We start from the raw sequence: 24,424 nt of genomic DNA, 5'->3' as shown, positions 1-24,424 counted from the left end.
CTTTTTTTTATTCTTTTTTTTTCCCCCATTTAAATACCTTGTTCTCTGTGTTTTATAGGTTGATTTTTTTTGATTTTTTTGTGTTTTTATTTTTTTTGAAGAGAGAATACGTGGTGTTATGTAAAAGTTTTGTCACGCAAAGGCGTTTGGACGCTAAGTTAGATGCTCGAATTTAATAACAAAATAATTGTATGGTTTGACTTTGTGCTCTTTAAACTATAATTAAGACGATTATGATACAACCATCCTTTTGGTTAGTTATATATTGTATGCACAAACTAGTGTCACGGTTTAGAAATTACTTTGGCAGATTAGCCTGCGTTAGGGATAGCAGTGCATAGCCCACAGCCCGACGACAGGAGGAGCGAGGACTTGTAACGGATAGCCCGACCCCTTGCGGGTAACGCCCAAAAAATAAATTATACTTATATATATATTGTGTGGGTTTGTTTATACTATTATCTTTGCAGGCGAATTTCAATTTATTTTATGATACATATTACTTTACCTGATGGTAGTGTGAAGACGTTTGATGAAGGCGTTACACCAATGGATGTTGCGAAAAGCATTAGTGAAGGGTTTGCCAGAAATGTAATTTCGGCGAGTTTTAATGGTACAACTGTAGAAACTGTGACACCGTTAACCACAGATGGCTCGTTGGTTTTATTTACATGGCGCGATGATGCTGGTAAAACTGCTTTTTGGCATTCTTCTGCGCACGTATTGGCTCAGGCTATTGAGGAATTGTATCCGGGAACAAAACTTACTATTGGTCCTGCAATTGAAAATGGATTTTATTATGATGTAGATTTTGGTGAGCATACTGTTTCTGAAAAGGACTTTAAGAACATTGAAACTAAGATGTTAGAGATTGCACGTGGTAAGCATGATTTTAATTTGAGAGCGGTTTCTAAGGCAGAAGCATTGTCTTTATATAAGGACAATGAGTTTAAAACAGAATTGATTGAAAATTTAGAGGATGGTACCATTACATTTTGTGACCATTCTACGTTTACAGATTTATGTCGTGGTGGCCATATCCCTAACACGGGAATTATAAAAGCTGTAAAAGTATTAAGTGTGGCTGGTGCTTACTGGCGTGGTGATGAAACTAAACCCCAGTTAACTCGTGTTTATGGAATTTCGTTCCCAAAACAAAAGGAGCTTACAGAGTATTTACATATGCTTGAGGAGGCTAAAAAACGAGACCACCGCAAACTTGGTAAGGAATTGGAGCTTTTTACGTTTTCACAAAAAGTAGGACAAGGTTTACCTTTATGGTTACCCAAAGGTGCTGCTTTACGCGAGCGTTTAGAGAATTTTTTGAAAGCTGCACAGAAAAAGGCGGGTTATGAAATGGTGGTTACACCACACATTGGACATAAAGATTTATACGTAACCTCTGGACATTATGCTAAATATGGTGAAGATAGTTTTCAACCTATTACAACGCCAAAAGATGATGAGGAGTTTTTATTAAAGCCAATGAATTGTCCGCACCACTGTGAAATTTACAAATCATCACAATGGAGTTATAAAGATTTACCTAAACGTTTTGCTGAATTTGGTACCGTTTATAGATACGAGCAAAGTGGCGAATTGCATGGTTTGACTCGTGTACGTGGGTTTACTCAAGATGATGCGCATTTATTTTGTACTCCAGACCAATTGGATAAAGAGTTTAAAGATGTTATTGACTTAGTACTTTATGTTTTTGGATCGTTAGGTTTTGAAAACTTTACTGCACAGGTTTCTGTTAGAGATCCTAAAAATCCTGAAAAATACATTGGCGATGTTGAAAATTGGGAAAAAGCAGAACAAGCCATTATAAATGCCGCAGAAGATAAAGGCTTAGATTACGTTATTGAAGAAGGTGAAGCTGCCTTTTATGGACCTAAGTTAGATTTTATGGTAAAAGATGCTTTAGGAAGACGCTGGCAGCTAGGAACAATTCAGGTAGATTATACTTTACCAGAACGTTTTGACTTAACTTATAAAGGTAGTGATAATGAGCTACACAGACCTATAATGATTCACCGTGCACCTTTTGGAAGTATGGAGCGTTTTGTAGCATTATTATTAGAACATACTGGAGGAAACTTCCCGCTTTGGTTAATGCCCGTTCAGGCTATAATATTATCAATTAGTGAGAAATATGAAAAATACTCTGAAAAAGTTTTAAATTTGCTAGAAAATGACGAAATTCGCGCCCTTGTAGACCATAGAAATGAGACTATAGGGAAGAAAATTCGGGAAGCCGAAATACAGAAACACCCTTATATGATTATCATTGGTGAGCAAGAAGAACAAGAAGGTAAGATTACTGTAAGACAACACGGTGGCGCAGATTTAGGCATGATTTCTGTAGATACTTTCTCTGAAATAATAAAAGAAGATATTAAAAAGACATTGAAATCATTTTAATAAATAACTAAAATAATAAGTTTAATTTAAAACCATAAAGTCATAGCAATTAGAAGAAGACATCAACCTAGAAGGGTTTCACAAGAGGATAAACATAAGATAAACTCTAAAATTACGGCACAAAAACTGCGTCTTGTAGGAGACAACGTTGAAATTGGTATTTACACCAAAGGTGATGCTATGAGAATAGCAAACGAACAAGAGTTAGATCTAGTAGAGATTTCTCCAAACGCAGACCCTCCTGTTTGTAAGGTTATGGATTATAAAAAGTTTCTTTACGAACAAAAGAAACGTGATAAGGCTTTAAAGTCTAAGGCTACGAAAGTTATTATTAAAGAAATTCGATTTGGTCCGAATACTGATGATCATGATTACGAATTTAAAAAGAAACATGCTGAGAAGTTTTTAAAAGAAGGTGCTAAACTTAAAGCATTTGTATTCTTTAAAGGACGTTCTATCATATTTAAAGAGCAGGGTCAGATTTTGCTATTACGTTTAGCACAAGATCTTGAAGAGTTTGGAAAAGTTGAGCAAATGCCTCGTTTAGAAGGTAAACGTATGACGATGTTTATTGCTCCAAAAAAGTAATTACCCTGAAATTCAGGAATTAAAGATAATTAAGCGAAATAATTAAAAACTAGGAAAACAAAATGCCTAAAATGAAAACAAAATCTAGTGCTAAAAAGCGTTTTAAGCTTACAGGTACTGGTAAAATTAAAAGAAAGCACGCTTTTAAGAGTCACATCTTGACAAAGAAGTCTAAAAAGCGTAAGCTTAAGTTAACTCATGATGGTTTAGTATCTAAAGCAGATGAGGATAACATTAAAACAATGATGCGTTTAAAGTAACATTTGTTTTAATCGGTTAAACAATTTATAAACCCTGGAGTTAGGCAAATAAAAAAAGAGTTAAAAGTTAAAAGTTAAAAGTTAAAAGTTTCAAATCTAAACTTTAATGTTTCAAGACCAAAAACTAATAACCAAAGACAAATAACTGTAAAGACCGCCTACTACAAAAAACAATTAAAATTATGCCAAGATCAGTAAATTCTGTAGCAAAAAGAGCTAGAAGAAAAAAGGTGCTTAAACAAGCAAAAGGTTACTTTGGAAGACGTAAAAACGTTTGGACAGTAGCAAAAAATGCGGTTGACAAAGCGATGCAATACTCGTACAGAGACCGTAGAAACAAAAAGAGAACATTCCGTGCATTATGGATTACGCGTATTAACGCTGGGGCCAGAGAGCATGGTTTATCTTATTCTCAATTTATGGGGAAACTTAAGGCTAATGATATTGAATTAAACCGTAAGGTTTTAGCAGATTTAGCAATGAATAACCCTGAAGCTTTTAAAGCTGTAGTTGATAAAGTAAAATAAGGCTTTTTGCCTATTGTAAAACATATTATTCGCTTAATAAAAAATCCGATTCGAAAGAATCGGATTTTTTTTGCATAATTTATTAATAGTTAAACTTTTTTTATAGCAAAAAGAGGAGTGAAACACTTAAATACATGTAAAATTCACAATAGAATTTCTAAAAAAATAGTCGTGTTTTGATAGAATAATGCATCTAAATTGATTATTTAACGAGTATTATGGCAATTCAACTTATTTTTTATTTGCAAGCAACTAATAGTAAATATGTTTGCATCGTTAACTTTTCTTCCCTCGGATTAGTTTGAATTAAATCAAATAAATTCAAATTACATGAGACCTCAATTTACCTACTTATTAAGATTATTTTCATTAACTGTATTATTATTTGTAAGCTTTAGTTGTGAAACTGAATCACTATCTGATGATATTGACTCAAAATCTGATTCTTCAAAGGACAATAGTGAATTACTTTCTGATTGCGCAACACAATATAAAACAGATTTATATGCTGGACAACATATACTAGTTGGAGAAGTTTCAGTAATCACTAATGGAGCTAACTACGAAATAACATATAAAATCACAAATAATAATTATTGTATAACTTCAACACATTTATCTGTGGTAAGTTCTCCTAATGACTTTCCAATGGGAGGAGGTGGTAATCCGAAAAATGGTCACTTTGAATATGGAGATGATAATTTAAGTTGTGTTAAAGATATCACTTATTTAGTACCAAAATCTAAGGGAAGTTATATTGCTGCACATGCTGTGGTTGATTATAATGATGAAGGAAATTCATCTCAAGAAACTGCATGGGCTAGTGGTTGTGATTTTCCAGGAAACAACTGGGCTACATATTTTCAATATTATAAAAAAAGCACATTAGATGAATGGTAAAATTCACATAATTCACTAATATACCAAAAAGCCAATTCAATTGAATTGGCTTTTTAAATTCCGTAAGCTGTAATAACTAGTTTTCTGCTGTTTGCATTGTTTCTGTGCTCGCATAAATATATTCCTTGCCAAATTCCTAAATTTAATTTACCATTAGTAATTGGTATTTGTACTGAAGACCCCAATAAAGATGATTTAATATGCGCTGGCATATCATCAGAGCCTTCGTAAGTATGCTCATAATATGGAGCGTTTTCTGGTACCATTTTGTTAAAGTGGCTTTCAAAATCAGTTCTAACCGTATAATCTGCATTTTCATTAATTGTTAAACTTGCAGATGTATGTTTAATAAATACCTGTAATTGTCCTGTACTAATTTGAGTGATTTCAGGTATCACATTCAAAATCTCATTCGTAATTAAATGAAAGCCTCGTGAATGTGGCTTTAGTTTTATTTCTTTTTGAAAAAATTTCATTCTCTATTATTTTTTAAAGTTTTAACGCAACCATTCAAAAGTTTTATCATCTAAAATATACAAATCTAAACCATGAGAATTATGAAACGTAATTTCTTTATCGCATTATCTTTTTTATTTATTCTTTCAAATTGCTCTCTTAATGATAATGATACTAATGATAATTTTGAACAATTTACCCTTACTTGGCATTTAATAAGCACTACTGGAGGTATAGCTGGTATAAATGATCAATTTAACTTAGATACGGTTGTTTGGATTTTTGATGAACCTACTGAAACTTTAACTATTGAAAATAATAATACTGATGATACTAAACAAGATTTATTAGATTCTGGAACCTATCAATTTTCTTTTGTTACTGAAGGTGAAGATTCTTATATTTTTGTTAACGGAAATGAATTAGGTGAATTTACCATTTCGCAAACTAATTTTATAATTGATGAAAATAATACTTCTGAAGGCCAATTAGCCGACGGTTTTATTTATACGTTTGAGAGAGTTGTTAGGTCTAATTAATTACGTTTTTTGCTTCTTTTTTCTGGCAGCAGGAAATAAAACATTATTTAATATAAGTCTATATCCAGGTGATGTTGGATGTAAATCTAATTCTGTTTTTGCATCTCCTACTCTATGCTGATAATCTTCAGGGTCATGACCGCCATAAAATGTAAAAAAACCTTTTCCTTTAATTCCATGAATGTATTTGGCTTCTCCATTTATTTTGGTTTCACCCAAAACTAAAACGTTAGATTTTATTTCATCTCTAGTAAAAGAAGTGGTTTGCCCCATAAAACCTTTAACTAGCGCTGTATGGTTTTGGCAAAGCATTGTTGGTATTGGGTCCCATTTAGCAGAAAAGTCCATAAGCGAAAAGTAATCAACCGTTTTGGATACCGATCTTTTTCTAGTCATATCAATAGAAGAAAACTCATAAACTTTAGGATTTCTTTCCAATGTATAATTAGTAAAAGCAAAAGTTTTATTAAAATCTATTTTATTTTGATAGCCTGGGTCACTGCCATCACCATCAAACATAGGTTCGCAAATATCAATCCCTTCTGCTGATAAAGCAATATCAAAACTATCAGTAGCACTACACATGGCGAACATGAAACCTCCACCAATAACATAATCACGAATTTTTATCGCTACATCTCGTTTTTCTTCCGAAACCTTACTATAACCAAGTCTAGTTGCTAACTGTTCTGCTTCTTTTTTTTCATTTATATACCATGATTGTGCTTTATAAGCTCCATAAAATTTCCCGTATTGCCCTGTAAAATCCTCATGGTGAAGATGTAACCAATCGAACAATAACAAACCATCGTTTAACACTTCTTCATCGTAAACAGTTTCATAGGGAATCTCAGCATAAGTAAGCACCATGGTAACAGCATCATCCCAAGGTAAATTTCCCTTAGGTGTATAAACTGCAATCTTTGGAGCTTTTTCTAAGATTACTGCTTCCATATTTTGACTTGGACTGGCAATATCTTCTAAAATACTTTCTGTTTTAGAATCTGAAATAACCTCAAATGAAACGCCTCTTATTTGGCACTCTCGTTGAATAGCTTCAGTATCTGGCAATAAGAAAGATCCACCTCTATAATTTAGTAACCACTTAACTTTCAATTCTTTATTAAGTACCCAAAATGTTATGCCATAAGCTTTTAAATGATTTTTTTGGCTTTCAGCATCCATTGGAACCAATACGTAAGATGCAAAGGAATTAATTGAAAAAAATAAGGATAAAATTATAAATAGGGGCTTCTTCATAATGGAAAGATAATCAAAAAATTATTTTACTAAATGAAGTTTAACAGGAGTTTAATTTTTAAAACGGTACATCATCATCTTCTTCATTTAATGAACTACCGAATGCTTGGTCTGGACTAGCCTTAAAATTATCAGCCTTAAATGTGTCATCATTAGCAGCAGCATTCATTTTAGAATGAAACTCGAAAGGCGAATCGAAATCATCAAGATTATCGAATTTACCTAAATGACCAATGAATTTTAAACGAATATTTTCTAAACCACCATTTCTGTGTTTTGCAACTATAAACTCTGCTTGCCCTTCTGTTGGCGATCGTTCCTCATCATCCCATTCATCAATTTTGTAATATTCTGGTCTAAAAATAAAACTTACTATATCTGCATCTTGTTCTATCGCACCAGATTCACGTAAATCTGATAATAATGGACGTTTACTTCCTCCACGAGTTTCAACAGCACGAGATAACTGCGATAATGCAATTACTGGAACATTTAATTCCTTTGCCAAGGCTTTTAAGTTTCTAGAAATCATTGATATTTCTTGCTCACGATTTCCGCCATGGCTACTCCCTCCTGTCATTAATTGTAAATAATCAATCATTATCAATTTAATACCATGTTGTGATGACAAACGACGTGCCTTAGCTCTTAAATCGAATATAGAGAGTGATGGCGTATCATCGATAAAAAGTGGCGCTTTTTCTAAACCTTTAACCTTTACATTAAGTTGTTCCCACTCGTGTTTTTCAAGTTTTCCTGTTCTTAATTTTTCAGAAGATAAACCTGTTTCACTTGATATTAAACGGGTTATTAATTGAACGGAAGCCATCTCTAATGAAAAGAACGCTACTGGAATATTTTGATCTACAGCAATATTTCTAGCCATAGATAAAGTTAAAGCAGTTTTACCCATACCTGGGCGAGCTGCTACAATAATTAAATCTGATGGCTGCCAACCCGAGGTTAATTTATCTAGTTTATTAAAACCTGTTGGAATTCCGCTTAATCCTTCTTTATTCGAAATTTCTTCAATTTTCTTTTTAGCTTGAATTACTAAGTCTTGAGCAGTTTCACTAGACTTTTTTATATTCCCCTGAGTTACTTCGTATAATTTAGATTCTGCTTTGTCTAGTAAATCGAAAACATCTTTGGTTTCATCATAAGAGTCTTCTATTATTTCACTGGAAATTTTAATTAAACTTCGTTGAATAAACTTCTGTAAAATAATGCGCGCGTGAAACTCTATGTGCGCCGAAGACGACACTTTTTGCGTTAAAGAAATTAAATAAAAATCACCTCCAGAAAGCTCTAACTTTGAATTCTTTTTTAACTGAGAAGAAACCGTTAATAAGTCGACTGGCTCACTGTTTTCAAACAACTGAAAAATGGCCTCAAAAATATGTTGATGTGCTTCTTTGTAGAAGGCATCTGGACTTAAAATATCAATAACCTCATCAACACCTTTCTTATCAATCATCATAGCCCCCAATACAACTTCCTCTAAATCAATTGCTTGAGGAGGTATTTTACCTTTTTCAAGACTGATAATAGTACTTTTATCTACTTTATATCCTTGAATTGGGTTTGGCTGTTTCATAACTGCGAAAGTAATTAAATTAGAAAGGTTTATTGATAATTAAACCTTTTTCATTATTAACTAGTAGTTAACAATTTAACTGTTAATAACTCTTAAATATTGTGAATAAGCATAAAAAAATCTGAAGTTAAATACTTCAGATTTTACTATGATATGATTATAAATGGATTAGCCTTTAAAAACACCCATTTGTGCATATTTCTCCATACGCTGAGACACTAATTCTTTTGGTGATAAGTTTTTAAATGCTTCATAAGATTTAGTAATTGCATTACTTACCGATGAAAACGTTTTAGCTCTATCTCTGTGAGCCCCACCAAGAGGTTCTTTAATTATTTCGTCTACCAGCTTTAATTTTTTCATATCCGTAGCGGTAAGCTTTAACGCCTCAGCAGCTTGTTCTTTATATTCCCAACTACGCCATAATATTGATGAACATGATTCTGGTGAAATAACAGAATACCATGTGTTTTCCAACATAAGTACCTTATCACCTACTCCTATACCTAATGCTCCTCCTGAAGCTCCTTCACCTACAACAATAGTAATAATTGGTACTTTTAGACGCGTCATTTCTAAGATATTTCTAGCAATGGCCTCTCCTTGCCCACGTTCTTCTGCTTCTAATCCTGGATATGCTCCGGGTGTATCTAAAAGCGTCACTACCGGAATTCCAAATTTTTCAGCAGATTTCATTAAACGTAACGCTTTTCTATAACCTTCTGGATTTGCCATTCCAAAATTCCTATACTGTCGCGTTTTGGTATTATATCCTTTTTGTTGACCAATAAACATATATGTTTGGTCTCCAATTTTACCTAAACCACCAATCATGGCCTTATCGTCTTTAAAACTTCTATCGCCATGTAATTCTAAAAAAGAATCACCACAAAGCGCTTTAATATAATCTAAGGTATAAGGTCTTTCTGGATGGCGAGACATTTGTACACGCTGCCATGGTGTTAAGTTTTTATATATATCTTTTTGTGCAGCTTTGAGCTTTTTTTCTATTTGAGCACATGTTTCGGTAACATCTACTTCACTCTCCTCTCCAATAATTTTACATTTCTGGAGTTGATCTTCAAGTTCTTTTATAGGGAGTTCAAATTCTAAATATTCCATAAGAATTTTATTTGATATCGGTTTAATTGTTGGTTAGGTTACAAATATAAAAACTTTAATTTGATAGTATACTAAGAACCTTTTCTTTTTAAAAATCTGATATTTTTCAATATACCATTTAAAAGTACTGTTGAAATAATAATAACTGCTCCGTAATAAAATGATGCGCTCATTTTTTCTTTTTCAGGAAATAGAATTATTGCCATGACAATTCCATAAATAGGCTCTAAATTGTAAGTTAAAACTACTGTATAAGGGCTTATTAGCTTCATAACATAAACTGCTGCTATAAAAGCATATGCTGTACAAATTGATGCCAAAATAAAAAGGTAACCATAATCCAATGATGATAAATTAAAAAACTCAGCCGAAAAGCCATTTTCAAAAATGAGAATGTAAATTGATATAAATAAAACACCACTTAAAAACTCATAGAAAGATATAACTGTTGCCGTATGATGCTTTAAAAACTTACCATTTAATACCGCAAATAATGATGAAAGAAACGCTGAAGAAATCCCTAAAATAATACCTGTAATATATTTTATTTCGCTTTGTGTAATTATAAAAACACCAATAATAACTATAACCCCAAAAAGAATTTCGTACCAAATAATAGTCCGTTTATAAATTATAGGTTCAATAAAAGACGCAAAAAAAGCACCTGTAGAAAACATTGCTAAAGCGATAGATATATTTGCCTCATCTATTGCAGCAAAAAACGTAATCCAATGTAAAGCAATAATGATTCCAGCTATAGAAAGTCTTAAAACGGATTTTGGTTTAATTCGTAATTTTACTTTTGCTATTTTGATATAAACAAACATTAAAATAGCTGCCATTACCATTCTAAACCAAACTAAAGGAATAGCCTTAATGGTTATAAGTTCTCCTAAAATTGCCGTAAAACCAGCAATAAAAACCAGAAAATGAAGATGTAAATAATTTTTAAGCTTAGCGTTTGGCATTATATAGCATGTATGCTGCTAAAATACCAAAAATGATATTAGGAAACCACACTGCAATAAGTGGATCAAAATTAGATTGTTCTGCCATTACACCAAATATTTTATCAAAAAAAACGAAAACCATGGCAATACAAATTCCAATTGCCAAATTAATTCCCATACCTCCTCTTCTCTTAATAGAAGATACAGCTACAGCAATAATAGTTAGAACAAACACAGAAACTGGTAAACTCCATTTTCTGTATAATACTAATTGAAAACGACCAACGTTTGATGAACCACGTGCCTCTTCTTTAGCAATAAAACGTTTTAAATCGCCATACATTTTTGTTTCAGCTGCATAAATTACGGGGATTAAGTCATCAACTTTAAAATCAAAAAGTGTGTCTTTCTTCCTTTCTTTAACTAAAATATCTTCATTTTTACCAACTACTCGTTTTGTATAATTTGTTAATTGGTAAAATGAGGTTGAATCTTCTTCTATGTATTTAATGTTATCAGCAGATATTTTATATACTAATTCGTTCTTATCAAAGTGCTCTAAAGTAAAATTACTTCCTCTGTTATTTTTAACGTCAAAACTACTTACATATATAATTTCATTATCATTAATTTGTCTGAAAACATTAACGTTTTGAACTGCTTTTCTTCCTTTTTTTAAATATTTATAACTAAAATTATTAAACCCTTCGCTTGCTTTTGGTGCCAAATACAAACCAAGAATTATTGAAAAAATAGCGACTATTGAGGCTCCTATTAAATAGGGTTTTAAAAATCTAGTAAAAGATACTCCTGAACTTAAAAAGGCAATAACCTCAGTATTATTAGCTAATTTGGAGGTAAACCAAATAACAGATATAAATAAAAATAGCGGAAAAAGTAGGTAGCTAAAGTAAATAGTGAAGTCTAAAAGATATAACATAACTTCACTGAAAGGAACTTCATTTTCAAGGATTTTTCCTATTTTTTCAGCTAAGTGGACTGTTATCATAATTGGAATAAACAACAGCAATAACATGGTGAATGTAAACAGATAACGCTTTAATATGTACCAATCTAAAATTTTCACCTATAAACGATTATTCATTTGTTTTACCATTTTGTCTTTCCAAATTTTAAAATCTCCTGCTAATATATGTTTTCTGGCTTCTCGAACCAACCATAAATAAAACCCAAGATTATGTATTGTTGCTATTTGTTTACCTAACAACTCGTTAACTGTAAACAAGTGTCTTAAGTAAGCCTTACTATACTCTGTATCTACAAAAGTAATTCCCATATCGTCAATAGGTGAAAAATCTTCTGCCCATTTTAAATTTTTAATATTAATAGTTCCATATGCTGTAAATAACATACCGTTTCTTGCATTACGCGTAGGCATTACACAATCAAACATATCTACTCCTAACGCTATATTTTCTAAAATATTGATTGGTGTACCAACTCCCATCAAATATCTTGGTTTGTCTTCTGGTAAAATTGAACATACCACATCTGTCATGGCATACATTTCTTCTGCAGGTTCGCCAACAGATAAACCTCCAATTGCATTACCAACCGCACCTGAATTTGCTATATATTCTGCAGATTGTTTTCGTAAATCTTTATAAGTGCTCCCTTGTACAATAGGAAAAAATGCTTGATTATAATTATATTTTAAAGGGGTTTTATCTAAATGATTTATACATCTATCTAACCAACGATGCGTCATATGCATAGAACGTTTAGCATAATTATAGTCGCAAGGATATGGTGTGCATTCATCAAAAGCCATGATAATATCTGCGCCAATGGTTCGTTGAATTTCCATAACATTTTCAGGAGTAAATGTATGGTAACTACCATCTATATGAGATTTAAACTTAACGCCCTCTTCCTTTATTTTTCTATTAGCAGAAAGTGAATACACTTGATATCCGCCAGAATCGGTTAAAATATTTCTATCCCAATTCATGAATTTATGCAGCCCTCCAGATTTTTCTAAAACATGTGTTTGAGGTCTTAGATATAAATGGTATGTGTTTCCTAGAATAATATCGGGGTTAATATCATCTTTCAATTCTCGTTGATGAACTCCTTTTACAGTAGCTACTGTTCCAACTGGCATAAAAATAGGTGTTTCAATTACACCATGATCTGTGGTAATTTTTCCTGCCCTAGCTTTACTTTGGGAATCTTGTGCTTTTAATTCAAATTTCATCAATCTATCCTTATAAGTTGGCAAACCTACATATTTTTTTAATTTCTGAATTCTTTTTAACAAGAATTATAGAAGAATTAAATTCAATTTCATCCTTGTTATAAATAATAATTCAATCCTACTTTATTCAATATATTAAATCTAAAAAAGTAATAATACTTATTTGGCAACGTTTTTGATATTGTAAATCAAATCTTAAAACGAATATTATGAAAAATCTATTTTTTATTTTGCTTATTGCTATTATTATTCCAACCACAACAAATGCGCAAACAGCAAACGGCTTTGGACTTAAAGCCGGATTAAATTACAACGCAAATGGTGATTATTTTGAATCTGTAAGTACAAATGCAGAAAACCCTGATAGAAATATCGGTTACCATTTTGGTGTTTTTGGAAGGTTTGGAAATCAAGTGTATTTAAGACCTGAATTGGTTTACACCAGCACGAAAAGTGATTATAATGACGATAGTTTTGATATGCAGAAAATTGATGTTCCTGTCCTTGTAGGTGTTAAAGTACTTGGCCCTATTAGTGTATTTGGAGGACCATCTTTTCAATATATCTTAGATTCAGAATTTGATGGAATTTCTATTAATGAAATTGAAAATGACTTTTCGGTAGGATTAAATTTTGGTATTGGTCTTAATTTGAACAAATTAGGAATTGATCTTAGATATGAAAGAGGATTTAGTAATAATGAAGCTAACTTTTTAGGCAACAATGGTATTGGTACTAGTAGGTTAGATACTCGTCCAGATCAGTTAATTTTGAGTTTGTCTTTGATTCTTTAAAAAAACAATCATAAAAAAAAGCTCTTACAATGTAAGAGCTTTTTTTTATTCATTAGATTCTGTTTCTTCAGGATCTAGATATTTTGGAATTCCATTTTTTCCAATATCATTTGTTGGATCACCGTCACCATCAATATCTTCATTTATAGTAAGAACACCATCACCGTCATCATCATTGTCTAAATAATTTGGAAAACCATCACCATCAGTATCATCATCAGCAGGATCTTCAAGGTCATCAAAATTTACTGTAAACTCGCCATCACCATTTAAATCTTCTTTATAAGATGGAATACCATCATTATCATGATCTCTTTCTGATGTTTGTAATAATTCAAACTTGAATATTATTGGTGAGTAAGCTGAAATTCCAGAAACAGAATTTGCAAAGTAAGCAAGTCCAGAAGGCACAAACATAACTCCTGCACCATGATTCATGAAATTAACTGTTCCATCTGTTCCATCCGCAAAAGATTCAGCATCATTAAAATCTGGTAAAACTTTTCTCCATGCTGGAATTAATGATGTTAAATCAAAATCTACTGGTGTTACAGCGCTATCAAATACCGAGTTACTTAGATTAAAACCTTCGTATCTTACACGAACATCATCAGCAAAAGTTGGCGAATTTGTTCCACCTCCTTGGTTTAATTTGAGTATGTATAAATCATAATTTGTTTCAGCAAAAACAACTTTTTTAGGAGTTCCAACAGCTTCAAGAAGCAAAGTGCTTCCATCTGGCACTGTACCTCCTTCTGGTAATTCTGTAATTACTAAATCACTAATTTTTGCTAAAGTTGGATCTGTAAAATCACTTGAATTATAATAATGATTGGTCAAGTATTCAATAAGAGAATCGTTATCCGCCATTTGTTGTTCCCCTCTGTCTCTATCTGGAATTTGCACTAACCCTCCATCATCATCTTTACTACAGGATACAAAACCAATTATGGTAATCAATACTATTAAATACAATTTATAAATTCTCATATTTACTTCTTAACTAATTGTTATTTAGAATAACCATGATGTTTTGATATAATTTCATTTCAAAAGATATGGCTATATTGCTTATTTTTGAGCTCGCAAGATACAATTTTAATATATTCTTGCACAAAAACATTAACGTAGTTTTAGCAGTAATTGTATGCGAATAGACAAGTATTTATGGTGTGTTAGATATTACAAAACAAGAACACTTGGCACTACCGCTTGTAAAAAAGGACAAGTAAAGGTTAATAATGATGTAGTAAAACCTAGTAGAGAAGTATATCCGCAAGACATTATTGAATTAAGAAAAAACCAAATAAATTATAAGCTAAAGGTAAATGACATTCCTGAAAGCAGAATTGGTGCTAAATTGGTTGATATTTATAGAACAGATATGACGCCCAAAGAACAATTTGAAGCTCAAGAACTTTTGAAATACTCGAAAGATTATTATAGAAAAAAAGGGGTTGGTAGGCCTACAAAAAAAGATAGAAGAGATATTGATGATTTTACTGATGAAAATGAGTAATTTTATATTTTAATTTAAAACATTTTTAAATGACTGTTATGAACAATGTTATACTAAATCATAACGAAATAAACCACAAAATAAGACGCATTGCATTTCAGATATATGAAAGTAATGTAAATGAAGATGAAGTTATTTTAGCAGGTATAGATAGTAATGGCTACATACTTGCAAAAAAACTAAAAACAGTTTTACAAAAAATATCAAATATAAATCCTGTGCTTTGTAAGGTAACTATTGATAAGAAAAATCCTTGGGAAGTTATTAAAACATCAATTGACGAGAAGGATTATAAAAATAAATCTTTAGTTTTAGTTGATGATGTTTTAAATTCAGGAACAACCTTAATATATGGTGTAAAACACTTTTTAGATGTTCCCTTAATACAATTTAAAACTGCTGTTTTAGTTAATAGAAACCATAAAAAGTATCCCGTTAAAGCAGATTTTAAAGGAATTTCATTATCTACATCATTACACGAACACGTAGAAGTGGTTTTAGAAGGTAAAAATTATCAAGTATTTTTAGAATAGTTTAAGAACTATATCCTCAACAACTTCATCCTTAGTTTTATTGTCAATTGATACTTTTATTTCTGCTTGATTATAAAATTGAGCTCGCTCAAATAGATGTTTACCTATAAATTCGGTCATTTCCTCTTCAGTTTCAACATGTGCAATTAAAGGTCTTGTTGCCTTTTTTTTCATCAATTTATTTACTAATGTTTTTAAAGATGCTTTTAAATAAATACACTCAGCTTTTTCTGTTTCCAATATTAAATCCATGTTACCACTATAACAAGGTGTTCCTCCACCAACAGATAAAATAGTATTGTTTTCAGATTTTAATATAGATTTTAAATGATATGCTTCTTGTTTTCTAAAATAGATTTCACCTTTTTGTTTAAATACATCGGTAACAGACATATTTTCTTTTTCCTCAATAAAATCGTCTAAATCCAAAAAATTATAACTTAATTTTTTAGCTAATTTCTTTCCAATTGACGTCTTTCCAGAAGCCATATATCCAATTAAAACAATAATCATTTTTTCGTTATAAATTGATTCTTAAAAACATACTTATTTGAAGCACAAAAAAACAAAAATTTCTTCAAAAAAAGTATTGTTTTATTAATTAAACATTTTATATTTGCACCCGCTAACAGCAAGATGTTAGTTTGGAATAATGACCTGGTAGCTCAGTTGGTAGAGCATCTCCCTTTTAAGGAGAGGGTCCTGGGTTCGAGCCCCAGCCCGGTCACAAGAAAAAGTTAAGCTTTATTGCTTAACTTTTTCTATTTTTACTCACTTCATTAATGCGCACGTGGCGGAATTGGTAGACGCGCTGGCTTGAGGGGCCAGTATCCGTTTAGGATGTGGAAGTTCGAATCTTCTCGTGCGCACTTTTAAATTTAAATGACTTAACACTTTGCGCCAAAAAAATTAAAATAAACATCTTTATATTGTAGTATTTTAGATTGGTGCCATAATTCAAATCCTGATTCTTCAAAAATTCTGGCATAATTGTGCGAAAAGGAACCTTCGAAACTATAAACTTGAGAATTCGGATTTTTTGAAAAATCATGATCAACTCCTGTAGGTTCTATTGCTATGAAAAGTATTTGTCCAATATTATTTAATTTATCAAAAAAATGTGTTAATCTATCCTGAGTGAAATACTCAAGTACACCTCTAGAAGTAACTATAATCGTATTACTGTATCCGTTCTCTTCGATCCAATCAAAACCATCTGAAGCTACAAATTCTAACCTTTTATTATCACTATATTTTTCTTTATTGTCATGTATCTGAGGAATACTTAAATCTATGCCGATAAATCTATTAATTTGAGGAAACCTTGTACTGAGGTGTTCTAAAACGGAACCATCTCCTGTGCCTATTTCAATTAAAGTATTATATATATCTGTACTATGATTTAATTTCTTCTCAAGCAAATCAAAAACAAAAGAACATTTAGGTAAAAAAAAGTCTTCTAAAACATTTTGTCCAAGTTCACTAGAAAAATATTCTTTACCTTGACTTGACCAATAGTTTTGATGATATATGGCTAGGGCCTCATAATCTCCTGTATTTTCTGCATTTTTTAGAAGTGCAAAACGAATCAAACGATTTACTAAAGATTTATCCATACCCAGGGTTATCCCTTTGCTAGTCAATTTACTAGTTCTGTTGGGTAAGGTAAAAACTAAAAAATTACCAATTATATGCTTTAGCTTACTTTTCATTTTAATAACTTAAATTTCAAAAAAATTATAAATTGAATTTATGTGTTTATTATTTGAATTAAAAAATATTAATTATGTTTTCGTTTAAAATCATTTAATTCGGTATAAAATACTGATTTATAAATAATTAAATAAAAATAAAAGTTAAAAAAAATTAAGTGTCACTTTATGAATTGGATTACAACGAAAATATGAGTAAATCACGGAAAAATCATTTCATTATTAAAAATTACTTCTATTTTTGATTATATAAAATATCCTCCCTCCCTCTCAAATGATATAATTTTTATGTTGTTTATGTATTGACCTAATTATTTAATTTTTAAGAAAATAATTATCAAAAAAATGAATACCCAATCTATCATTAAAGGAAATATAATTTCTTATCCTAAGTCTACAATTCACGAAATTTTTGAAGCGTATTCTCATGCTAATCCTGAAGCTCTAGCGCTTCAATTTGGAAATCAAGAAATTAATTATAAAGAACTACAGAAAAAAATAAATCAAACAGCTAACTATCTTAAGGAAATTGGAGTTGTTCCAGGACAAATTGTTGCAATTTCATTAGATAGAAAACCAGAATTAATTATTTCAATTTTTGCAGTATTGCAATGTGGTGCTGTTTATTTACCTATAGATAAAGGTTACCCAAAGAAAAGACTTGAATTGATAATTACTGATTCAAATGCAAGTTTTTTGATAAGTAATTCATCTAACGGAATTATTACAAACAAATCAAAAAATATTTTTATCGAAGATATTTTAAGTGAGTCTAAAAACTCTAATTCAAAATCTCTTGATTTAAATATTTCAATAAAATCAGGCGCATACATAATTTATACATCAGGATCTACCGGAAAGCCAAAAGGAGTTCAAGTTTCTCATCAAAATGTAATAAACCTAATCTATTCAATGGCAAAAGAACCAGGTATAAAACCTGAAGATAAAATTTTTGCAATCACAACTATATCATTTGATGCCATGGTTATGGAAATTTTCTTGCCCTTACTCATTGGCGCATCTGTGGTCCTAGTTGATGAAGAAACAAGAATAGATGGACAAATATTATTAAATAAAGCAAGATTAGAAGGAATAACCCATATATGGGGAACACCAAGTATTTGGAGGATACTTTTAGATTCTGGCTGGAAAAAACCATTAAAAATAAAAGCATTAATTGGTGGAGAACAAGTACCAAGACCTTTAGCACTAGAATTACTTGAGAAATGTAATGAACTTTGGAATATATACGGGCCAACTGAAACTACAGTTTGTGCGTTTTTAACAAAAATTACTGAAGACGATAATCCTATTACTATTGGAAAACCAATTGCAAATACGAGTGCCTATTTATTAGATGAGAAAAGGGAACCAGTAAAAATAGGCGAAATAGGCGAGATTGTTATAGGTGGAGAGGGTGTTTCACTTGGTTATCTAAATCGCATCAAACTTAACAAAGACCGATTTATAAATGATCCATTTTCCTCAATCAGTGATGCTAAAATGTATTTATCTGGTGATTTGGGAAAACTTTTACCAAATGGTGAAGTACAATGTCTTGGTAGAATTGATAATCAAGTCAAAATAAGAGGACATCGAATAGAATTGGGAGAAATTGAATCTGTTATTGATAACTTACCTGACACAAAAAAGTCCGCAGTAATTGTTAGTAATTATTTTGGGAATGAACCAAAATTAATAGCTTATATACAATCTAAAGGTGCAAAAGACTCAAAAATTCTTCGTGGTAAACTCGAAGAAATTCTTCCTGATTATTTAATTCCATCCATTTTCATGTGGATTGACGAATTTCCAATAACAACTAATGGTAAAATAGATTTGAACCGTTTACCTGAACCTGAATACCAAAGACCTGATTCTGCTCCACCTTTTAGAAAAGCAAAAACTGAATTAGAAAAACATATTGAAAAAATCTGGAAAGAACAATTACAAATACCACTTGTAGGAATTGATGATAACTTTTTTGAAATGGGAGGTACTTCCCTTTTAACTCAAAAAGTTGCTACTTTAATTAGAAAACGCCTTAATTTAAATTTATCAGTTACTAAAATTTATCAATATCCAACAATTGCATTATTATCTAAACATATTAATGATGAAGAAACTGTTTCTAGACAAGATTATTCAAAACATTCAAAAGGAAAACATTCTAATGATGTAGCCATTATAGGTATGTCTGGAAGATTTCCTGGAGCATCTTCTATTGAAGAACTTTGGGAAGTTCTCAGTGAAGGTAAAGAAACTATTTCATTTTTTAAGCCAGATGAGCTCGATAAAACTATTCCAGAATACTTGCGGAATGATCCTCTTTATGTAAAAGCTAGAGGTATTGTTCCTTCTGCAAAAGAATTTGACGCTAGGTTTTTTGGAATTAGTCCAAAACTTGCTGAAGCTATGGATCCTCAGCAACGTTTATTCCTTGAAATTTCTTGGGAAACTCTTGAACAATCTGGATATTTACCAAAGCATTACAAAGGAAGTATAGGTGTTTATGCTGGAACTGGTACTAATACTTATTATAAAAATAATATTTTACCAAATACAGACTTAATAAATGATATTGGTCATCTTCAAGCAAATACGGTAAATGAAAAAGATTATATTTCCTCTCGTACTGCATTTCATTTAAACCTCAAAGGGCCTGCTGTAAGTGTTCATTCAGCATGTTCAACATCACTCCTAGCTATTGCAGAAGCTGTTGAAGCCATTAGAAATGGACAATGTGATATAGCTTTAGCAGGTGGTTCAAGTTTAACTGCTCCTATTTTTAGTGGACATTTATACCAAGAAGGTTCAATGTTAAGCCCTAATGGTCATTGTCGCTCATTTGATGCTGAAGGTAAAGGAACCGTTTTTAGTGATGGTGCAGGTGTTATACTCTTAAAAAGTATAGAGGCTGCAAAAAAAGATGGAGATTTTATTTATGGTAAAATAAAAGGTATTGGAATTAATAACGATGGTGGTGGTAAAGGTAGTTTTACTGCACCAAGTGTTGATGGGCAAGCAGGTGCAATTTCTAAAGCACTTGATGATGCACAAATTTCACCTTCATCGATTAGCTACATTGAAACCCATGGAACCGCAACTCCACTAGGCGATCCTATTGAAATTGAAGGTTTAAATACGGCATTCGGTAATCAAGAAAAGAAAAACTATTGTGCTATTGGTTCTATAAAGAGTAATATGGGCCATCTAACGGCAGCGGCTGGAGTTGCTGGGTTAATTAAAACAGTATTGGCGCTAAATAACAAAAAAATCCCACCTTCTCTTGGTTTTGAAAAACCTAATCCTGCCATTGATTTTAAAAATAGTCCTTTTTTCGTTAATACTGAATTAAGAGATTGGAATATTGAAAATGGTTCAAGACAAGCAGGGGTAAGTTCTTTTGGTGTTGGGGGAACCAATGTGCATGTCATTCTTGAGGAACACATAATGGACCAACCTAAATCTTCTGATTTTCAACGACCTTTACAATTATTACCATGGTCTGCAAAAACAGAAATGAGTCTTAATAAATATGGTAATAGATTAGGAGATTATTTAAATTCAAACACTTCAACCTATTTAGCAGATGTTGCTTACTCCCTAAAAATAACTAGAGATAATTTTAATCATCGTAAATTTATAATTGCTGGAAGTAGCAACGAAGCTTCTGAAACACTTTTAAACAAAGAGTCGAATTCTCAAAACTTTAAAAAACTACAAACCATACCAAATCAGGTTATCTTTCTATTTCCTGGACAAGGAGCTCAATACTTACAAATGGGAAGAGCGCTTTATAAATATGAGAAAGTTTTTTCTGATGCTTTTGATACTTGTAATGACTTTCTTGTTAAGGAATTAAAGATAGATATTAAAAAAATTATTTTTCCTAAAACTAATTCAATAGATACTGAAAACCAATTAAAAGATACTCGCTTTACACAGCCTGCTCTTTTTGTTATAGAGTATGCTTTAGCAAAACTTTGGATAAGTTGGGGTATAAAACCAACTGCTTTTTGTGGGCATAGTATTGGAGAATTTGTTGGTGCACACTTAGCAGGTATTTTTAGTTTGGAGGATGCTTTAACATTAATAACAAAAAGAGGGAAACTTGTTAGCGAACTTCCAAGTGGTAGTATGCTTACTGTAAGGTTATCAAAAGAAGAATTAAAAAAGATACTTCCTGTCAACTTATCAATTGCTGCAGTAAATTCAGATCGTTTATGTGTAGTTTCAGGTAAAGACTCAGATATTCATAATTTTATAAATATTCTAAAACAAAAAGAAATAGCTCATCGCCTTTTAGCTACAAGTCATGCATTCCATTCTACTATGATGAATCCTGTTTTAGAAACTTTTAAAAAAGAAGTAGATAAAATTAAATTAAAAAAACCTGTTACACCAATAATATCATCAGTAACTGGAACATGGTTAAAAGATTCTGAAGCTATTAATTCAGATTATTGGACCAATCATTTAAGAGCAACAGTTCTTTTTGCTGATGCTATGGATACTATTATAAAATTAGGAGAAGGAATTTTATTAGAAGTTGGACCAGGAAAAGCATTAACAACATTGGCCAATCAAAAAGGAGCGTCAAAATTAATGACAGTATTACCTAGTTTACCCATACCTAAAGAGAATGAAAATTCTTACCCACAACTATTAAATACTTTAGGCCATTTGTGGCTAAATGGCTTAGAGCCAAATTGGAAAGCATATTATAAAGGTCAATCAAGACAAAAACTAAAGTTACCTTCTTATGTTTTTGATAGAAAACCGTGTTGGGTTGAGCCTATTACAAAAGAAAAAAATATAAATACAAACTTATTATCATCGCAAGATGTTACTAATGATGAGTTAGTTGAAAACATAAATTACATTACGCCCATGAGAAAACCTATTATCTTAAAAAAGATTTCAGATTTAATCACAAATTCATCTGGTATTGAAATTGAAGATTCTGATTTTAATTATAGTTTTTTAGAATTAGGACTTGATTCACTTATTCTAACCCAAATTGCAATAATCTGTAAAAAGGAATTTAAAATACCTATAACATTCCGTCAACTAAATGAGGAATTTAATACTCCAGATCTTTTAGCTAGTTATTTAGATGAAAATTTACCTGAGAATATGTTTTCGCCCTCAAAAGTTGAAACCCAAACTCAGAACAATTCTAAAAATGTAAATATTACTTCTCTAACAAATAATAGTTTTCCTATTACAAATAATCAAAATAATGACGCATTAAGCCTTATAGCACAACAACTACAACTTCTTGGTAAACAAGTAGAATTGATACAAGGAAGCGGAACTGCAGGAATTTCGAATGTTCAAAATGGTATAGATTCAATATCAAATTCAACAATTCCTGAGGTAGAATCAAGTCATCATAGTGATGATAATGTATTATCTGAAGAAGAAAAAAAAGAGCATAAAAAGCCATTTGGAGCTTCACCAAAAATTGAAAAACAGATTACAGATTTAAACGCTAAGCAACTTGAGTTTTTAAAAGAACTTACAAGCCGTTATAATAAAAAAACCATTGGAAGTAAAAACTATGCTCAAAAGCATCGTTCCAAAATGGCTGACCCCAGAGTTGTTTCAGGTTTTAAACCACTAACCAAAGACTTGGTCTATCCCTTAGTAATAGAAAAATCATCGGGTAATAAATTTAAAGATATTGATGGTAATACATATATAGATGCACTTAATGGTTTTGGTTCGTGTATGTTCGGACATCAACCAGAGTTTATTAAAGAAGCACTTTATAAACAAATTGAAAGTGGTTTTGAGGTAGGTCCTCAACATCCGCTAGCTGGTGAAGTTTGTGAGTTGTTATGCGAATTTACTGGTCATGATAGAGCTGGTCTTTGCAACACAGGTTCAGAGGCTGTTCTCGGGGCTATGCGAATAGCCAGAACAGTTACCGGACGCTCTCTTATTGTTGCTTTTTCAGGATCATACCATGGTATTAATGATGAAGGGCTAGTTAGAGGTTCTAAAAAAATGATAACTTTTCCAGCTGCAGCAGGTATTATGCCAGAAGCAGTAAAGAATATGCTAATACTTGATTATGGTACTGAGGAAAGTTTAAATATTATTCGTGAAAGAGCAAATGAATTAGCAGCAGTATTGGTTGAGCCTGTTCAAAGTAGAAGACCAGAATTTCAACCCATTGAATATTTAAAAGAGCTGAGAGATATTACTACTAAATCAAATACAGCTCTTATTTTTGACGAAGTTATAACAGGCTTTAGAATGCATCCCGGTGGTGCACAAGCTCTGTTTGGAATTAAAGCAGATATAGCTGCATATGGAAAAGTAATTGGTGGTGGTATGTCAATAGGTGCCATTCTGGGTAAAAAAGATTATATGGATGCTTTGGATGGAGGTTTCTGGCAATATGATGATGATTCTTATCCAGAGGTTGGAGTAACTTATTTCGCAGGTACATTTGTTAGACACCCGCTTGCTCTTGCTGCATCAAAAGCATCATTGGAATACATGAAAGAAAAGGGACCCAAATTACAAAAGGATTTAAATAAAATGACTCAAGGCTTAGCCTCTGAATTAAATATTGAGTTTATTAATAATAATCTACCTATTGAAATAACATATTTTGGTTCATTATGGCGTTTAAAATTCACAAAAGAAATACCTTACTCCGAAATATTATTTGTTCTTTTAAGAGATAAAGGCATTCATATCTGGGATGGATTCCCTTGTTTTTTAACTATTGCTTACAAACCAGAAGACGTTAGTAAAATAGTTTCAAATATAAAAGAAGCTTTGGATGAAATGATTTCTGCAGGTTTTTTTAATTCAGAGACGAAACTCAAAAATCAAAAAAAAATTATCAAGAAAAGTACAAATGTTTTAAATAAGCCACCAGTTCCTAACGCACGCTTAGGTATTGATGAAGAAGGAAATCCTGCTTGGTTTATAAAAAAAGCGGATACCTATGAAAAAATAAGTTTATAATATTAATTTATTCATTTTACTTTGTAAAACAAAAA

The 24,424-nt window shown here is 31.5% G+C and carries 20 protein-coding genes and 2 tRNA genes; 12 read left to right on the top strand and 10 right to left on the bottom strand.

Translation table 11 applies throughout. From position 1 onward, the window contains the following. Positions 1-489 precede the first annotated feature (489 nt). The 5 genes from thrS to ABD939_RS12550 all read left to right on the top strand — a co-directional run bounded on the left by thrS (position 490) and on the right by ABD939_RS12550 (position 4,699). Complete coding sequence (thrS, locus tag ABD939_RS12570) at positions 490-2,424, top strand: threonine--tRNA ligase (protein WP_345169201.1); 1,935 nt, start codon at positions 490-492, stop codon at positions 2,422-2,424. Between the two features lie 42 nt (positions 2,425-2,466). Beyond that, the gene (gene infC / locus ABD939_RS12565; protein WP_345169204.1) at positions 2,467-3,012 is read left to right on the top strand and encodes a translation initiation factor IF-3; all 546 of its coding nucleotides are present in this window, start codon (positions 2,467-2,469) and stop codon (positions 3,010-3,012) included. A 62-nt stretch (positions 3,013-3,074) separates the two neighbouring features. Beyond that, entirely contained in the window at positions 3,075-3,272 is a 198-nt protein-coding gene (gene rpmI, locus ABD939_RS12560; RefSeq protein ID WP_345169198.1) for a 50S ribosomal protein L35, read from the top strand. Positions 3,273-3,454: 182 nt separating this feature from the next. Continuing rightward, positions 3,455-3,799 carry a 50S ribosomal protein L20 gene (gene rplT / locus ABD939_RS12555; RefSeq protein WP_109351006.1) on the top strand — a complete coding sequence of 115 codons (345 nt, stop codon included), beginning with the start codon at positions 3,455-3,457 and terminating at the stop codon, positions 3,797-3,799. A gap of 330 nt (positions 3,800-4,129) precedes the next feature. Then, the gene (locus ABD939_RS12550) at positions 4,130-4,699 is read left to right on the top strand and encodes a hypothetical protein (protein WP_345169191.1); all 570 of its coding nucleotides are present in this window, start codon (positions 4,130-4,132) and stop codon (positions 4,697-4,699) included. A gap of 53 nt (positions 4,700-4,752) precedes the next feature. Here ABD939_RS12550 and ABD939_RS12545 read toward each other — a convergent pair whose 3' ends face one another. Beyond that, positions 4,753-5,175, bottom strand: coding sequence for a secondary thiamine-phosphate synthase enzyme YjbQ (locus ABD939_RS12545; RefSeq protein WP_345169188.1), 423 nt, complete (start codon positions 5,173-5,175; stop codon positions 4,753-4,755). Between the two features lie 81 nt (positions 5,176-5,256). Between ABD939_RS12545 and ABD939_RS12540 the strand changes: the two genes are divergently transcribed. Further along, a complete protein-coding gene (locus ABD939_RS12540) occupies positions 5,257-5,694 on the top strand; it encodes a hypothetical protein (RefSeq protein WP_345169185.1) in 438 nt (145 codons plus the stop codon). On the opposite strand, the gene ABD939_RS12535 is transcribed toward ABD939_RS12540, so the two are convergent. From ABD939_RS12535 to tgt, 6 genes are all read right to left on the bottom strand, one after another. Continuing rightward, positions 5,695-6,879: an asparagine synthetase B gene (locus ABD939_RS12535; RefSeq protein ID WP_425550290.1), complete on the bottom strand. Its 1,185-nt coding sequence runs from the start codon at positions 6,877-6,879 to the stop codon at positions 5,695-5,697. A 133-nt stretch (positions 6,880-7,012) separates the two neighbouring features. Beyond that, positions 7,013-8,551, bottom strand: a complete 1,539-nt coding sequence (gene dnaB / locus ABD939_RS12530; protein WP_345169180.1) for a replicative DNA helicase — start codon at positions 8,549-8,551, stop codon at positions 7,013-7,015. Positions 8,552-8,719: 168 nt separating this feature from the next. Then, positions 8,720-9,673 (bottom strand): acetyl-CoA carboxylase carboxyltransferase subunit alpha, encoded by a 954-nt coding sequence (locus ABD939_RS12525; protein ID WP_345169177.1) that lies wholly within the window; start codon positions 9,671-9,673, stop codon positions 8,720-8,722. 71 nt (positions 9,674-9,744) lie between these two features. Continuing rightward, positions 9,745-10,641 (bottom strand): DMT family transporter, encoded by an 897-nt coding sequence (locus ABD939_RS12520; protein WP_345169174.1) that lies wholly within the window; start codon positions 10,639-10,641, stop codon positions 9,745-9,747. Further along, positions 10,628-11,710 carry an LptF/LptG family permease gene (locus ABD939_RS12515; RefSeq protein WP_345169171.1) on the bottom strand — a complete coding sequence of 361 codons (1,083 nt, stop codon included), beginning with the start codon at positions 11,708-11,710 and terminating at the stop codon, positions 10,628-10,630. Before ABD939_RS12515 ends, ABD939_RS12520 begins: the two co-directional genes overlap by 14 nt. Then, positions 11,711-12,841, bottom strand: a complete 1,131-nt coding sequence (tgt, locus tag ABD939_RS12510; protein ID WP_345169166.1) for a tRNA guanosine(34) transglycosylase Tgt — start codon at positions 12,839-12,841, stop codon at positions 11,711-11,713. A 209-nt stretch (positions 12,842-13,050) separates the two neighbouring features. On the opposite strand from tgt, the gene ABD939_RS12505 reads away from it, so the two are divergent. After that, a complete protein-coding gene (locus tag ABD939_RS12505) occupies positions 13,051-13,635 on the top strand; it encodes an outer membrane beta-barrel protein (protein ID WP_345169163.1) in 585 nt (194 codons plus the stop codon). A 45-nt stretch (positions 13,636-13,680) separates the two neighbouring features. Here the strand turns inward: ABD939_RS12505 and ABD939_RS12500 are convergent, their stop codons facing one another. Next, positions 13,681-14,625, bottom strand: a complete 945-nt coding sequence (locus tag ABD939_RS12500; RefSeq protein WP_345169159.1) for an FKBP-type peptidyl-prolyl cis-trans isomerase — start codon at positions 14,623-14,625, stop codon at positions 13,681-13,683. 157 nt (positions 14,626-14,782) lie between these two features. Here ABD939_RS12500 and ABD939_RS12495 point away from each other — a divergent pair, with 157 nt between their 5' ends. Together ABD939_RS12495 and ABD939_RS12490 are read left to right on the top strand one after the other, a co-directional pair. Further along, a complete protein-coding gene (locus ABD939_RS12495) occupies positions 14,783-15,154 on the top strand; it encodes an RNA-binding S4 domain-containing protein (protein WP_345169157.1) in 372 nt (123 codons plus the stop codon). A gap of 29 nt (positions 15,155-15,183) precedes the next feature. Next, positions 15,184-15,687 (top strand): phosphoribosyltransferase family protein, encoded by a 504-nt coding sequence (locus tag ABD939_RS12490; RefSeq protein WP_345169155.1) that lies wholly within the window; start codon positions 15,184-15,186, stop codon positions 15,685-15,687. Here ABD939_RS12490 and ABD939_RS12485 read toward each other — a convergent pair. Further along, a complete protein-coding gene (locus ABD939_RS12485) occupies positions 15,679-16,200 on the bottom strand; it encodes a shikimate kinase (protein WP_345169152.1) in 522 nt (173 codons plus the stop codon). The genes ABD939_RS12490 and ABD939_RS12485 overlap by 9 nt on opposite strands. Before the next feature lie 141 nt (positions 16,201-16,341). On the opposite strand from ABD939_RS12485, the gene ABD939_RS12480 reads away from it, so the two are divergent. Further along, positions 16,342-16,414: transfer RNA gene (locus tag ABD939_RS12480), tRNA-Lys, on the top strand. A 57-nt stretch (positions 16,415-16,471) separates the two neighbouring features. Beyond that, a tRNA-Leu gene (locus tag ABD939_RS12475) sits at positions 16,472-16,556 on the top strand. Positions 16,557-16,574: 18 nt separating this feature from the next. On the opposite strand, the gene ABD939_RS12470 is transcribed toward ABD939_RS12475, so the two are convergent. After that, a complete protein-coding gene (locus ABD939_RS12470) occupies positions 16,575-17,399 on the bottom strand; it encodes a class I SAM-dependent methyltransferase (protein WP_345169150.1) in 825 nt (274 codons plus the stop codon). Positions 17,400-17,744: 345 nt separating this feature from the next. Between ABD939_RS12470 and ABD939_RS12465 the strand changes: the two genes are divergently transcribed. After that, complete coding sequence (locus tag ABD939_RS12465) at positions 17,745-24,389, top strand: amino acid adenylation domain-containing protein (RefSeq protein ID WP_345169149.1); 6,645 nt, start codon at positions 17,745-17,747, stop codon at positions 24,387-24,389. Positions 24,390-24,424: the final 35 nt, after the last annotated feature.

It is taken from the genome of Algibacter aquimarinus (assembly GCF_039543265.1).
Classification (GTDB): Bacteria; Bacteroidota; Bacteroidia; order Flavobacteriales; family Flavobacteriaceae; genus Algibacter_B; species Algibacter_B aquimarinus.
The sequence above is the reverse complement of the archived record's forward strand: the minus strand, read 5'-3'. Positions and strand labels throughout refer to the sequence as shown.

What these genes read in the sequence shown, in the direction of transcription:
- rpmI (WP_345169198.1), top strand. Translation starts at nt 3,075, where the DNA reads ATGCCTAAAATGAAAACAAAATCTAGTGCTAAAAAGCGTTTTAAGCTT.
- thrS (WP_345169201.1), top strand. Translation starts at nt 490, where the DNA reads ATGATACATATTACTTTACCTGATGGTAGTGTGAAGACGTTTGATGAA.
- ABD939_RS12550 (WP_345169191.1), top strand. Translation starts at nt 4,130, where the DNA reads ATGAGACCTCAATTTACCTACTTATTAAGATTATTTTCATTAACTGTA.
- rplT (WP_109351006.1), top strand. Translation starts at nt 3,455, where the DNA reads ATGCCAAGATCAGTAAATTCTGTAGCAAAAAGAGCTAGAAGAAAAAAG.
- ABD939_RS12465 (WP_345169149.1), top strand. Translation starts at nt 17,745, where the DNA reads ATGAATACCCAATCTATCATTAAAGGAAATATAATTTCTTATCCTAAG.
- ABD939_RS12525 (WP_345169177.1), bottom strand. Translation starts at nt 9,673, where the DNA reads ATGGAATATTTAGAATTTGAACTCCCTATAAAAGAACTTGAAGATCAA.
- ABD939_RS12505 (WP_345169163.1), top strand. Translation starts at nt 13,051, where the DNA reads ATGAAAAATCTATTTTTTATTTTGCTTATTGCTATTATTATTCCAACC.
- dnaB (WP_345169180.1), bottom strand. Translation starts at nt 8,551, where the DNA reads ATGAAACAGCCAAACCCAATTCAAGGATATAAAGTAGATAAAAGTACT.
- ABD939_RS12490 (WP_345169155.1), top strand. Translation starts at nt 15,184, where the DNA reads ATGACTGTTATGAACAATGTTATACTAAATCATAACGAAATAAACCAC.
- ABD939_RS12540 (WP_345169185.1), top strand. Translation starts at nt 5,257, where the DNA reads ATGAAACGTAATTTCTTTATCGCATTATCTTTTTTATTTATTCTTTCA.
- ABD939_RS12535 (WP_425550290.1), bottom strand. Translation starts at nt 6,879, where the DNA reads ATGGATGCTGAAAGCCAAAAAAATCATTTAAAAGCTTATGGCATAACA.
- ABD939_RS12470 (WP_345169150.1), bottom strand. Translation starts at nt 17,399, where the DNA reads ATGAAAAGTAAGCTAAAGCATATAATTGGTAATTTTTTAGTTTTTACC.
- tgt (WP_345169166.1), bottom strand. Translation starts at nt 12,841, where the DNA reads ATGAAATTTGAATTAAAAGCACAAGATTCCCAAAGTAAAGCTAGGGCA.
- ABD939_RS12485 (WP_345169152.1), bottom strand. Translation starts at nt 16,200, where the DNA reads ATGATTATTGTTTTAATTGGATATATGGCTTCTGGAAAGACGTCAATT.
- ABD939_RS12495 (WP_345169157.1), top strand. Translation starts at nt 14,783, where the DNA reads ATGCGAATAGACAAGTATTTATGGTGTGTTAGATATTACAAAACAAGA.
- ABD939_RS12500 (WP_345169159.1), bottom strand. Translation starts at nt 14,625, where the DNA reads ATGAGAATTTATAAATTGTATTTAATAGTATTGATTACCATAATTGGT.
- ABD939_RS12520 (WP_345169174.1), bottom strand. Translation starts at nt 10,641, where the DNA reads ATGCCAAACGCTAAGCTTAAAAATTATTTACATCTTCATTTTCTGGTT.
- ABD939_RS12545 (WP_345169188.1), bottom strand. Translation starts at nt 5,175, where the DNA reads ATGAAATTTTTTCAAAAAGAAATAAAACTAAAGCCACATTCACGAGGC.